9 protein-coding genes and 1 riboswitch are annotated in these 12117 nt (G+C 35.0%); of the genes, 2 read left to right on the top strand and 7 right to left on the bottom strand.

Annotation, left to right across the window (positions count from 1 at the left end; all coding sequences use genetic code 11):
- Positions 1 to 200: 200 nt before the first annotated feature.
- The gene (locus tag BN1242_RS09365) at positions 201 to 1271 is read right to left on the bottom strand and encodes a tetraprenyl-beta-curcumene synthase family protein (protein ID WP_062354833.1); all 1071 of its coding nucleotides are present in this window, start codon (positions 1269 to 1271) and stop codon (positions 201 to 203) included.
- A 323-nt stretch (positions 1272 to 1594) separates the two neighbouring features.
- Between BN1242_RS09365 and BN1242_RS09360 the strand changes: the two genes are divergently transcribed.
- Complete coding sequence (locus BN1242_RS09360; protein ID WP_062354831.1) at positions 1595 to 2122, top strand: gamma carbonic anhydrase; 528 nt, start codon at positions 1595 to 1597, stop codon at positions 2120 to 2122.
- A gap of 32 nt (positions 2123 to 2154) precedes the next feature.
- Here BN1242_RS09360 and metK read toward each other — a convergent pair whose 3' ends face one another.
- Complete coding sequence (gene metK, locus BN1242_RS09355) at positions 2155 to 3357, bottom strand: methionine adenosyltransferase (protein ID WP_062354829.1); 1203 nt, start codon at positions 3355 to 3357, stop codon at positions 2155 to 2157.
- A 191-nt stretch (positions 3358 to 3548) separates the two neighbouring features.
- Positions 3549 to 3676, bottom strand: a riboswitch (SAM riboswitch).
- A 436-nt stretch (positions 3677 to 4112) separates the two neighbouring features.
- Here metK and pckA point away from each other — a divergent pair.
- Positions 4113 to 5702: a phosphoenolpyruvate carboxykinase (ATP) gene (gene pckA / locus BN1242_RS09350; protein WP_062354827.1), complete on the top strand. Its 1590-nt coding sequence runs from the start codon at positions 4113 to 4115 to the stop codon at positions 5700 to 5702.
- A 145-nt stretch (positions 5703 to 5847) separates the two neighbouring features.
- Here pckA and opp4C read toward each other — a convergent pair whose 3' ends face one another.
- The 5 genes from opp4C to BN1242_RS09325 all read right to left on the bottom strand — a co-directional run bounded on the left by opp4C (position 5848) and on the right by BN1242_RS09325 (position 11615).
- Positions 5848 to 6756 (bottom strand): oligopeptide ABC transporter permease, encoded by a 909-nt coding sequence (opp4C, locus tag BN1242_RS09345; RefSeq protein ID WP_062354824.1) that lies wholly within the window; start codon positions 6754 to 6756, stop codon positions 5848 to 5850.
- Positions 6757 to 6769: 13 nt separating this feature from the next.
- Positions 6770 to 7735: an oligopeptide ABC transporter permease gene (gene opp4B, locus BN1242_RS09340; RefSeq protein ID WP_062354820.1), complete on the bottom strand. Its 966-nt coding sequence runs from the start codon at positions 7733 to 7735 to the stop codon at positions 6770 to 6772.
- Positions 7736 to 7762: 27 nt separating this feature from the next.
- Complete coding sequence (opp4A, locus tag BN1242_RS09335; RefSeq protein ID WP_238985128.1) at positions 7763 to 9499, bottom strand: oligopeptide ABC transporter substrate-binding protein; 1737 nt, start codon at positions 9497 to 9499, stop codon at positions 7763 to 7765.
- A 74-nt stretch (positions 9500 to 9573) separates the two neighbouring features.
- Positions 9574 to 10587, bottom strand: coding sequence for an ABC transporter ATP-binding protein (locus BN1242_RS09330; protein WP_062354817.1), 1014 nt, complete (start codon positions 10585 to 10587; stop codon positions 9574 to 9576).
- Positions 10584 to 11615 carry an ABC transporter ATP-binding protein gene (locus BN1242_RS09325; RefSeq protein WP_062354814.1) on the bottom strand — a complete coding sequence of 344 codons (1032 nt, stop codon included), beginning with the start codon at positions 11613 to 11615 and terminating at the stop codon, positions 10584 to 10586. The genes BN1242_RS09330 and BN1242_RS09325 overlap by 4 nt, the downstream gene beginning before the upstream one ends.
- Between the last annotated feature and the right edge of the window lie 502 nt (positions 11616 to 12117).

Here is a 12117-nt window from a genome sequence, read left to right as displayed (position 1 = left end):
TTATAATCAAATACGGACAGTCGGAAATAAATTCGAAACAGTTGATAATCTTTACTTGTATCGAAATATTAGACTGTCCTTCATCAAGACTATTTAATCAAAACATCGATTTTTCTGGTAACAAAAATGATACGAATCAGAAACGTCGGTGACATCATTATCACTTTATTCCGCTTAAAATGCATCAAACATACTTCATTTTACTGTGCAAACACTTGCTGAATTTTTCGATAAGCTCTTCCGTTTAAATAAAAGAAAGCACTAGTAAATCCGCCAAGCCTTATTATTTTTTTCGCAACAGTTTTCACTTTTGCTTGTGTTTTAATTTTATTATCGGATAAATAAACTCCTAATAAGCCACGATTAATTAATTGATGGAAGTGGCGATTCGGAAGTAAGCGAGTATGTTTGTCTGCCTCTTCCATAAACAATTGAAAGCGATCAAACATTTTTTCATCGTCCTCATAATAAAAACAAAAGTTCAAATCACCACCTTCACGGTCTTCCTCCTGATCGATGAAATAATCGAGCAAAATGTGTAAACCTTGAATATACGGAAAATAGCTGTTTCTCACTGCCACACTCATTTCCTTCGTTAAATCACCACGTAACGCATAGGAAACTAAGCAAAAGATTCCTAAAGTGGAACCACTACAGGCAGAAAATTCATACCACTCCATATTCGGTAAATGCTTTTCATACTTTTTAAACCACACTTGTAAACGCTCAACCCGTTCTTCAACTTTCACATGCTTATGTACTTGTAAGTCACAATAATAACTGCACAATTCAGCCAGTTCGTCTCTAATGAGATCGTAATTTTTAATTTTAATTAACACCTGTTGACATGTAGCTACTAAATGCTGCAAATAACCACCATCATCTTGATCTTCGCGATAGCGGTAATAATTTTTATCTTCTTTATTTAATGTTACTGCGTCAATCATGGACTCATGTAATGCACGAAAATCTTGTGGGTCTTGCGATGTACTTCTATCACATAAATTATCTAAGTAGTCGCTAATTGTTTGATATGCAACAATAAATTTGATCGCATCCTTTAAAGAGTTCTCTGCTAATAACCCTAAAATTGAACCGCCTTCACAATGAAATGTTTTATGTTTAATACTAGCTAGTGCTTGATTCCGTAGTTCTTCATTAGGAATGTCAGAAGCTAATTTTTTCCAAAAGTCTAGTTCTTGGTGAACGATTGGAAATACTTTTTTATAACAAACATACATTAATCGTACTGGAGTCGTTGGAACAGACAAAATATCACCTCATTATATAATAAAGCCCTGATAAAGTAGGAATGCGGATTGCTGTTATATGAACATGCTTTTGCTCCCATTAAAAGATGAACATAAAGTTGAAACAACATCTTAAAAGCATTATTTTCTATTTTACTGTAAAATATAAGTGACTTCCATTAGTGAGAGGACCTTTTATTCTTCCATAATAGACTTTTAGTAAAAGGATTTCTCCAAAATTGCAAGCTTATTTTACATTTTTTGCCTCGAGTAATCCACATCATTGTCCAATTGAAGTAAAGAGGGAAAGAGCTTAAAAATCATATTTTATTAGGAGTGAGTGTATGTACAAAATTTATCCTTACAAAGAATTATACCCTAAAATAGCCGAAACTGCTTATATCGCTGATTTTGTCACAATTACGGGAGATGTCGAAATTGGTGATCATTCCAGTGTCTGGTTTCAAACGGTTATTCGTGGAGATGTGGCACCTACAAAAATTGGGATGCATTCTAACATACAAGATCTTTGTTGTTTGCATCAAAGCCCAAATAACCCGCTAATCATACATGATTATGTAACGGTTGGTCATCAAGTTACATTACATAGCTGTATTATTCATTCCTATGCATTAATTGGAATGGGTTCGATAATTTTAGATAAAGCGGAAATTGGTGAGGGCGCATTTATTGGTGCCGGGAGTCTCGTTCCACCAGGGAAAAAAATCCCTCCGAACAGTTTAGCTTTTGGCAGACCTGCTAAAGTGATCCGAACATTAACAGAGGAAGACAAAAAAGATATGGAAAGAATCGTCAAAGAATACAGTGAAAAAGCCCAAGTATATAAACAAATGCAAGCAGATAAAAAATAGAGGCAAATCAATGTTGATTGCCTCTCGCCTCTTTAACTATTAGTACTTTGTGCCGCCTTTTTTAATAATTCTGCTTTATCCGTTTTTTCCCATGGGAGATTTACATCTGTCCGACCAAAATGTCCATATGCTGCTGTTTGTTTATAAATTGGTTTCCGTAAGTCTAGCATTTTAATAATACCGGCAGGCCGTAAATCGAAAAATTCTCGAACTAATTTTTCCATCCGTTCTTCACTCACTTTACCAGTGCCAAACGTATCGATAGAAATGGAAACTGGTTGGGCAACACCTATTGCATAGGCCAGTTGAACTTCACACTTATCTGCCAATCCAGCTGCCACAATATTTTTTGCGACATACCTTGCAGCATATGCAGCGGAACGATCAACTTTTGTTGGATCTTTACCGGAAAACGCTCCACCTCCATGCCGTGCATAGCCACCGTATGTATCAACGATGATTTTTCTTCCAGTTAAGCCTGCATCCCCTTGTGGTCCACCAATTACAAAGCGTCCAGTTGGATTGATAAATAACTTCGTCTTGCTATCCATTAACTCTGCAGGTACGACAAAGTCGATTACATACTCTTTAATATTTTTCTTAATTTGATCCAATGATACTTCTGGGTGATGTTGGGTAGATATAACAATTGTATCAATACGAACAGGCTTCCCACCTTCATCATATTCAACTGTTACTTGTGTTTTCCCATCAGGTCTTAAGTAAGGTAAAATTTCTTCTTTCCTTACTTCAGCTAATCTTCTCGATAATTTATGGGCAAGAGAGATTGGTAATGGCATTAATTCCTTTGTCTCATTACAAGCAAAACCAAACATTAGTCCTTGGTCCCCTGCACCAATTGCTTCAATTTCATCATCAGACATTAAACCTTCACGTGCTTCTAAAGCATGATTGACACCCATCGCAATATCTGGTGATTGCTCATCGATTGACGTCAATACACCACAAGTTGCGGCATCAAATCCATATTTTGCTCGTGTATATCCAATATCTCGAACCGTATCACGGACAATTTTAGAAATATCCACATAAGAAGTTGTAGTAATTTCTCCAGCGACTAGCACCAGTCCGGTAGTTACAGATGTTTCAACAGCAACCCGTGCATTGGGATCATCCGAAATAATCGCATCTAGGATTGCATCAGAAATTTGATCACAAATCTTATCTGGGTGACCTTCTGTTACAGATTCAGAAGTAAATAAACGTTTAGACATTTTATACCTCCCATAATAATAATTTCACGGATACCTTGCCCTTTCCCACGTTCTTATAATTAGTATGGTAAAAGAAATAAAATTTATCAAATAACCATGAAAATCATGATAAGATACAGGCAAATAACGAGATGATTTATAAATAAAAAACCTTTCCTAAAGAGGAAAGGTGAACATTCCGTATCCTTTCACTCTTATCGATCAAGGAATATCCTTGCCTCAGGTTAGCACCTTTCTTACACCTCAATTGTTAGTAATTGCGTGTAAGCAGGTTGCTGGGTTTCATAGGGCCTGTCCCTCCACCATCTCAGGATAAGAGTATCCGTTCATCTTGAAATAATACTATACATATTTATTGATGTCAATTCATTTTATACTTTATATATAGTATGCCAAGTACGAACTCGTTTTTATTCAAATTTGCAAATTACCCGTTCTTTGAAAAAAATGTTACATCTAGTGATGAGCGATTAATCTAATTAAATATTGTTACTTTACTTCTACACTAGTGTGTTGGATACCGACATATTTTAATGCAAAAGCTAATTTATCAGACGTAAAAAATTCCGATTTTTTTATAATTCTTGTATAATAGTAGAGAGAATTATTTATCATTTATCCATTTACATAAAATGGATTATAAAAAAGATTCTATAAACAAGCAACAATTTGAGCAAATAGTATAGACTAATACAATAAATATGTTATACTAATTAGCAGGTAAATAACAGAAAATAAAAAAAGGGGTTTAACTAATGAATACTATTAGTACAGTTAATAACTTGCAAACCATCTTGACAAAAGGAAATGCACGTGTCCAACTGCCTGTAGCAAAATTAGTGGAAAAAATCTTAGAAAGAAAAGAAGCAGTTTTAACAAATACTGGTGCTATTTCCGCAACAACAGGCCAGTATACTGGAAGATCTCCAAAGGATAAATATATTGTTGCGGAAAGCTCTGTAAAAGATAAAATTGATTGGGGTTCAGTTAATCAACCGATTTCTGAAGAAATATTTAATCGACTTTATGAAAAAGTTCTCCACTACTTAAAAACGAAAGATGAATTGTTTGTTTTTAAAGGGTATGCTGGTGCCGATAAAAAATATCAATTGCCAATTCAAGTAATTACGGAATATGCTTGGCATAACTTATTTGCTCAGCAATTATTTATTAGGCCGACCGAAGAAGAATTAATGGATCATAAAGCCGATTTCTCTTTAATTTTTGTACCGAAATATTTGGCAGATCCAATTGAAGACGGTCTAAGATCAGAAACATTTATTATTATTTCTTTCGAACAAAAGGTTGTTTTAATTGGTGGAACCGAATATGCTGGGGAAATGAAGAAATCTATTTTTACAGTCATGAATTATTTATTACCTGAAAACAATGTGTTTTCCATGCATTGTTCGGCAAATGTTGGTCAGGATGGGGATGTAGCATTATTTTTCGGATTATCTGGTACTGGTAAAACAACTCTATCAAATGATTCGAAACGTAGACTCATCGGTGATGACGAGCATGGCTGGTCGGCAGATGGTGTTTTTAATATTGAAGGCGGTTGCTATGCGAAATGTATTCATTTATCACGTGAAAAAGAACCACAAATTTTTGATGCAATTACCTTTGGTTCTGTATTAGAGAATGTCGTTATTAACGAGAAGACAAGAATACCAGATTATAATGATGGGAGTTTAACAGAAAATACTCGTGCTGCCTATCCTATTCACAATATCGAGAATATTGTTGAATCCAGTGTAGCAGGACATCCGAAAACAATTGTATTTTTAACTGCTGATGCGTTCGGTATCTTACCACCAATTTCAAAATTAACGAAAGAACAAGCCATATACCACTTCTTAAGTGGTTATACGAGCAAATTAGCTGGAACAGAGCGCGGCATAACGCAACCAACTGCAACTTTTTCCACTTGCTATGGTGCACCATTTTTGCCATTACCTGCATCTCGATATGCGGAAATGCTTGGTGAAAAGATAGATGAACACGGTGCTGAAGTCTTTCTAGTTAATACTGGTTGGACTGGTGGAGAGTATGGTGTTGGTGAACGAATGAATTTAAAATTTACTAGAGCGATGGTCCAAGCTGCAATTGAAGGCAAGTTAACAAATATGGATACAATCCAAGAACCTTTCTTTGGATTGCATATCCCACTGCACGTACCAGGAGTTCCTAACGAAGTATTACAACCTAAAAAAACATGGAAAAATGAACAAGAATATGAGGAAAAAGCTCGTCAACTAGTAACACAATTTGAAGATAACTTTAAAAAGTTTACGGATATCTCAAAAGAAATTATTACTAATGGCGGTCCGGTTTTACGTTGAGTATTAAATGAACAATAGTAGCCAATGAGATTAAGGTCTGATACCACCACTTGTGTGGAACAGACCTTTTTCATTTACTGTCCTTAATTTAGGAAGTTTCTCCCTACTTTAAAGAAAAAAATCTACCAATATTAAAAGGTAGATTTTAACGAATAGACTTTGGATTCAATGCATCTTTAATTCCCTCACCGATAAAGTTAATCGATAAGATTGTCAAAGTAATTGCTAATGCTGGTGGAATCCAAATCCACGGTTTACTTGATAATACATCTGGTTCATTTGCGTAAGATAACATGTTACCCCAGCTTGGAGTTTCAACTGGAACACCGAAACCTAAATAACTTAGTCCAGATTCTGCTACAATCATACTCGCAAAAAGTATTGTAGCTTGCACGATAATTGTAGATAATACATTCGGTAATAAGTGCTTCGCAATAACTATAGAAGGTCTGCACCCTATAGAGACAGCAGCAAGTACGTACTCGTTTTCTTTTTCCGCTAAAATCTTACTTCGGACAATCCTCGCAACTCCACCCCAACTCAAAATGCTAATCGTACCAATTAATACCCAAACACCATTTACCTTCCCATCCAAAATTGCGTTAAGGACGATAACAAATACTATAAATGGGAAAGTTAACACTAAATCAGTAAAACGCATTAATAAGTTATCAATAGCTCCACCAAAATACCCTGCAATAGAACCTACAATTGTTCCTAAAATTATTACAAAGAAAGTACACGATAACCCTATTAGTAAAGAAATTCTACCGCCAAAGAGTAATCTTGTAAATACATCGCGCCCACTCTTATCCGTCCCTAACAAATGCTCGGAAGAAGGTTCTAACGACATTTTTGAAATATTCACTTTTACTATATCTTGTGAAGATATAAAAGGTGCTAGTATAGAAACGATGGCAACAAATAGTAGAAATGCTAAGCTTACCATTGCTAATTTATTTTTTAGGAATTTTCTCCGAGCAATGGCCCATGGCGACATACTTTTTGGTGGTTTGACATTAAGATTAATTGAAGTTTCCCGTGTTGCTTCCATGTATCCATTCCTCCTATTCTACCCTAATTCTTGGATCGACAATTCCATATAATAAATCAGCAATTAAGTTACCTAACAATGTTAATGTTGAAAAGATCATCGTTAAAGTCATTAAAATTGGATAATCACGGGTTGTAACAGAATTTAGGAATAATTGTCCAATTCCAGGATACGTAAAAATTGTTTCCGTTATAATTGCCCCACCAATTATAGAAACAAAATCAAATCCTAAAAATGTAACTAGTGGAATAATTGAGTTTCTTAAAATATGAACATTATATATTTTACTTTCTCTCGTTCCCTTTGCCCTTGCAGTTCGTACATAATCTTTACGACTATTTTCAATAATATCATTCCGTAAAAATTGTGTATAGCTAGCAGTACTTAACAGTCCAAGTACTATTGCTGGTAATAACACGTGATGCAGACGGCTGAGCCAATAATCTAATGTTCCCTTTTCTAAAGAAATGTCTACAGAACCGTTCGATGGGAACCAATTTAAACCAAATGCAAAGAAATAAATGGCAAAAACACCAGCTACGAATGATGGTAATGCTAATCCTAAATAGTTAAAAGTACCGATTGCATGATCACCAAGTGTATATGGTTTTCGACCAGCATATCTCCCCATTAAAAACGCAAAAAAATAGGTTATTAATATGGATGTTATCCCCAAAAATACTGTATTTGGTATTCGTTCCATAATAATATCATTTGCTGGTACTTTATATCTCGTCGATTTCCCAAATTCACCTTGGACAAAATTTTTTATCCAGCGAAAATACTGCTCATGAATTGGGTCATCGTAACCTAACTCTTTTCTCATTTCCTGGATATATTCTTCTGTATGAATATTAGGATCCAGTTCTCCAGTAAATGGGTCCCCTGGCATTAACATTGCCAGGGTGAACACCACTACGGAGATAAGGAAAAGCATTGGTATCATTATGAGAATTCTGCGAAGTGTATATTTTAGCATATGCAATTCTCCTTATCTAGCAAAACATTATTCTTCGTTTTGTTTTAACCACCATTCATGTGGAGAGTTTGTGCCACTTACATCAAATGTAACGTTTTGTAAACGATTATTTAATGCGGAAGCATCTTCAAGCTCTAGGATTGGTAACATTGGTAACTCTTCGTTAATGATAGATTGGAACTCAACGTATAATGCTTTACGCTTATCTGTATCTTGACCAACTACATCAAGGTTAACCGCATCTTTCATAATTTGTAGTGCTTTGTCATTTGTCCAACGTGGGTAGTTGAAGCTTGTGTCATCGCCCCATAATCCCCATGGATCTGGATCTGCACCAGTACTCCATCCACCGAAGAATACTTCTACAGACTTATGATCTTTTTGAATCTGATCATAGTAAAGGTTTGAGTCAGTCATAGTAAGTTTTGTTTTTAAACCTACTTCTTCCCAATATTGTGTTAACTGACGTGCACGAGTTTCAAATGTTGGGTTAGTTGTAGCATAGTGACCGAAGTTGATAACGAACTCGTTACCATTTGGATCTTCAACGAAACCGTCTCCGTTCACATCTTTCCAACCTGCATCAGCTAAGATTTTCTTCGCCATTTCTGGATCATACTTATAGTCATTTGGTAATTCAGAAGAACTTGCTGCAATCCAGTGAGAAGATGGGATAACACTGTTAATTGGTGTTCCTAATCCACCCCAGAATGCATTAATCCATTCTTCACGATTTAATGCATACATCATTGCTTTTCTTAAGTTTTTGTCATTGTATTTATCACGGTTCATGACAACTTTTCCGTCTTTTAATTCCCCAAATTTAAATCCTACGTAGTAGTAAGATAAACCAGGATATCTTTCAACTTTTACATTTGTTAATTTTTCAATTTCTGGTAACTGTGCAGGAGCGATAGAAACCATATCAATATCGCCAGCTTCTAAAGATTTTACAACTAGAGAAGCATCATAAACTTTAATGATGATTTTTTCGATATGTGGTTTTCCACCCCAATAATTTTCGTTTCTAACAAGTTCAACAGACTCACCTGGTAAGACATTTTGTACTTTAAATGGACCTGTACCTACTGGTTCTGTCCGTACTTGTGTGGACTCAGACATTTTGTTAGGATCTATTCCTTCAAAATGCTTTCTGTTCATTGGATATGTCCATAAGTTTTCTAAGTTGTTAATAGCTGCCTCTTCGAAAGTAATTTCAATTTCATGATCGCTAATTTTCTTTAATCCAGCGATGGAATCAGCTTTTCCATCTTTGAAATCAGCCGCACCAACAATTGTAGAAACGTTAGTCCAACGTGGATGATCTTTTACTTTTGCAATAGTTTCAAGTGCAAAAATCCAGTCATCAACAACTAAATCATCACCGTTATGCCATTTTACGCCTTCTTTAATTTTGAAGTTATAGACTTTATTATCTTCTGTTTTCCACTCAGCTAAATGTGGCACAGGCTTTAAATTTTCGTCATATTTGATGAAACCTTCTTGGAAGAATCCGATAATTTCTCCATCAGTTGCATTTTCATAAAAGTTAATATCTAGAAGTCCATTAAAAGACGATGTTAATGCGTAGTTTAATGTTCCTCCATCTTGAGGTTTATTTGGATCTTCTTTTTTCTCTTCACCTTGATTATTGTTGTTATTATTATTGTTTGAACTACTTTCTTCTTTTTTGCCGCCACATGCAGCTAAGAACAAGGAAAGTACTAGCATCATAGATACTAGAAGTAATAACTTCTTTTTCATGATATTCCCCCCGTTTGATTTAATTTTGTACTGCTTTTTCATTTTCCATAAATAATGACTGACCTATGATGACATTAATATAAGAGACAAGCGACTTTGTGCCCAGGCTTCACCTCCTTAAATGTTGGTTTTACTTCAGAACACTCTGGTTTAGCAACAGGACATCTTGTATGGAATGGACAACCAGTCGGCGGATTGGCCGGACTTGGCAGATCACCTGTCAATACAATTCTTTCCCGTTTTCTTTTTGGATCAGGCTCTGGTATTGCGGATATTAATGCCTGTGTATATGGATGAAGGGGTTCATCGTAAATTGCATTTTTATCTGCAAGTTCGACTAAGTTCCCCAAATACATAACGCCAATTCTGTCACTCATATGTTTTACAACACTTAAGTTATGAGCAATAAAAAGATAGGTTAAATCAAAATCTGACTGTAATTCCTTTAATAGATTAAGAACTTGCGATTGTACGGATACGTCTAAAGCTGAAACGGGCTCATCTGCAACAATTAATTTAGGTTTCAATGCCAATGCCCTTGCTATTCCAATCCGTTGCCGTTGCCCCCCTGAAAATTCGTGAGCATATTTATAATAAGCATCTTCTGGAAGACCAACTCGGTTAAGTAAATTCATTACTTCTTCCTTAATCTCTTTTTTATTCTTATAACCAAAGTTTTTGAAAGGCTCAGAGATTACATCACCAATCATTTGCATCGGATTTAATGATGCATATGGATCTTGGAAAACCATTTGGAAGTCCTTTCTTGCTTGGCGTAATTCTTTACCACGGACATTCGTTATGTCTTTCCCATCGAAAATAATTTGGCCGCTCGTTGCATTTAACAAACGTAAAATTGTTCTACCTGCTGTTGATTTGCCACAACCTGATTCTCCAACGAGGCCTAACGTTTCTCCTTTTTTTATTTCAAAGGATATGTCGTCCACCGCTTTTACTTGACCAATTGTTCTGCGAAAAAAACCGCCTTTTATAGGATAGTAGGTTTTTAGATTTCTAACCTCTAATAATTTGTCCTTTGCTGCATTCGTTTCTCCAAAATGATTCAAATCTCTCTCTGTGATGCTCATGATTGTATCATCCCTTCTTTCGGCTTGCTCGTTTCAAATAGCAAGCATGCAACTTCGTGTCCCTTTTCTGCTTCTGCTAGTACTGGTGTTATTTCAAAACATTCAGGTGTGGCCACTGGACAGCGATTAGCAAACCTACATCCAACTTTTGGCATATTTTTTAACGAAGGAACAATTCCTTCAATAGAAGCTAGCTTTTCCACTACCTCTTCCATTTTTGGTATGGATCCCATTAAAAGTTTCGTATAAGGGTGCTTTGGATTGTAGAATAGCTCTTCTACATTTGTCCGTTCAACAATTTTCCCTGCGTACATGACGATAACTTCATCACACATCTCTGCAACTACCCCTAAATCATGGGTGATTAAAATGATCGACATATCATTTCTATCTTGAATATTTTTTAATAATTCTAATATTTGGGCTTGGACTGTTACATCTAAAGCTGTTGTTGGCTCATCAGCAATTAGTAATTGCGGCTGGCAGGCGATTGCCATCGCAATCATGACCCTTTGTCTCATTCCACCAGATAATTGGTGTGGATATTCATCTACAATTTTTTCTGGTCGAGAGATACCGACACTTTTTAAAAGCGTAACAGCCTCCACTCGCGCCTTTTCTTTTGATATTTTCATATGGTTAAATAAAACTTCTGTTAATTGATAACCTATTGTAAAGACTGGATTAAGAGATGTCATCGGTTCTTGGAAAATCATTGCAATATCCTTACCGCGGACTTTATTAAAATCCTTTTCTGATAGCTGATCAATTCTCGTTCCATTAAAGGTAATTTCACCATTACGGATTTGCCCGATTCCTTTTGGCAACAAGTGCATGATAGATAGTGACATAACACTTTTTCCGCAACCAGATTCACCAACAATACCTAGCACTTGACCTTTTTTCACTTTAAACGAGACATTATCAACAGCATTGTAATATTCCCCATCAATTTTAAATGCTGTTTCTAAGCTGTTCACCTCTAATAATATTGTTTCCCCTTTAGTTGTTCCGTGTTTGTTATTCATGACACACCTCTAATTTATTAAATATTCTGTCAATTAAGTTTCAATAAATCTACTTTTTTTATGTACTTATGGAATTTAAGAATAAATTCTTTTCCATATTGCTGGGTCCGGATATTATTTGATTATTTAATTTTATCTGCCATGTATTTAGATTAAATAATATTACAGTTACATTACAATTGCAAGACTTTTTTATTATTTTCCTATAAAAAAAATTTTGTTAATATACATTGTTATTCTGATAAAGTTGAATTAACTAATACTTACTTTTTATATTATTAATAGAATACTATCTAAATATAGATAATTCAAGTACTTTGTCCTAATTTTTTTCAGAAATTTTTTATTAACAAAACAATGCTAATTATTAGTTTTATGAAACCTGTTTGACAGGCTTCATATGAAGTCAGCGATTTGTTTTATTATTTTTAAATATAATTAATGTCTTGTTGTTCTAGGCATACACACATTTTTATCTCTTTACATAGAATAATGTATCAAA

The organism is Bacillus kwashiorkori (genome assembly GCF_001375515.1).
Taxonomy (GTDB): Bacteria; Bacillota; Bacilli; order Bacillales; family Caldibacillaceae; genus Bacillus_BK; species Bacillus_BK kwashiorkori.
Note: the sequence above shows the minus strand (reverse complement) of the source record. Positions and strands in the feature narration are given on the sequence as shown.

Coding starts and splice junctions, on each gene's coding strand:
- opp4B (WP_062354820.1), bottom strand. CDS start 7,735: ATGCTAAAATATACACTTCGCAGAATTCTCATAATGATACCAATGCTT.
- pckA (WP_062354827.1), top strand. CDS start 4,113: ATGAATACTATTAGTACAGTTAATAACTTGCAAACCATCTTGACAAAA.
- opp4A (WP_238985128.1), bottom strand. CDS start 9,499: ATGAAAAAGAAGTTATTACTTCTAGTATCTATGATGCTAGTACTTTCC.
- BN1242_RS09330 (WP_062354817.1), bottom strand. CDS start 10,587: ATGAGCATCACAGAGAGAGATTTGAATCATTTTGGAGAAACGAATGCA.
- opp4C (WP_062354824.1), bottom strand. CDS start 6,756: ATGGAAGCAACACGGGAAACTTCAATTAATCTTAATGTCAAACCACCA.
- metK (WP_062354829.1), bottom strand. CDS start 3,357: ATGTCTAAACGTTTATTTACTTCTGAATCTGTAACAGAAGGTCACCCA.
- BN1242_RS09360 (WP_062354831.1), top strand. CDS start 1,595: ATGTACAAAATTTATCCTTACAAAGAATTATACCCTAAAATAGCCGAA.
- BN1242_RS09325 (WP_062354814.1), bottom strand. CDS start 11,615: ATGAATAACAAACACGGAACAACTAAAGGGGAAACAATATTATTAGAG.